The sequence below is a fragment of the Yersinia thracica genome, from assembly GCF_902170565.1.
Taxonomy (GTDB): domain Bacteria; phylum Pseudomonadota; class Gammaproteobacteria; order Enterobacterales; family Enterobacteriaceae; genus Yersinia; species Yersinia thracica.
Window position 1 is genome coordinate 1 of the sequence record NZ_CABHXX010000118.1, and the last position, 486, is coordinate 486.

Consider the following 486-nt stretch of genomic DNA (forward strand, 5'->3'; position numbering starts at 1 on the left):
GGCTTCAAAGAGCCATTTTTTGTGTCAGGTTTATCATCAGGCCGCTGTGCCGTTCATGTCATCAATAATCAGTCGTCACAAAACCAGAAAGTCACTTGGTAACTCATTGAGCTGACAGTAGATTTACTGTTGGCTCTTTTATTTACTGAAGACGGTTCCTTGTGTGGTTACTGCCCAGGCTATTCGTGCCAGCTTGTTCGCCAGTGCGCAGGCCACCACATTCGAGTGATGCCGAGTCAGTTGCCCCTGAACCCACTCGGCCAGTCGCCCCGACTGATATTCCAGCCGCTGCATATACACCCGGGCGCATTGCACCAGCAGTCGTCGCAGATTTTTATCTCCCCGTTTGCTGATGCCCATCAGGGTGCTTTTCCCGCCGGTACTGTACTGGCGGGGTACTAATCCTGTTGATGCCGCAAAATCCCGGCTGCTGGCATAGTTTTTACCGTCCCCCAATTTGGTCGCCAGCAGGCTGGCAGTGACTGG

Annotated in this window: 1 protein-coding gene; it reads right to left on the minus strand. The window is 52.9% G+C overall.

Annotated features, from left to right (window positions below; genetic code table 11):
• Nucleotides 1–138: 138 nt before the first annotated feature.
• Nucleotides 139–486, minus strand: a 348-nt coding sequence (locus FTA91_RS16465) for a transposase (protein WP_145583631.1), incomplete at its 5' end; no start/stop codon positions are given.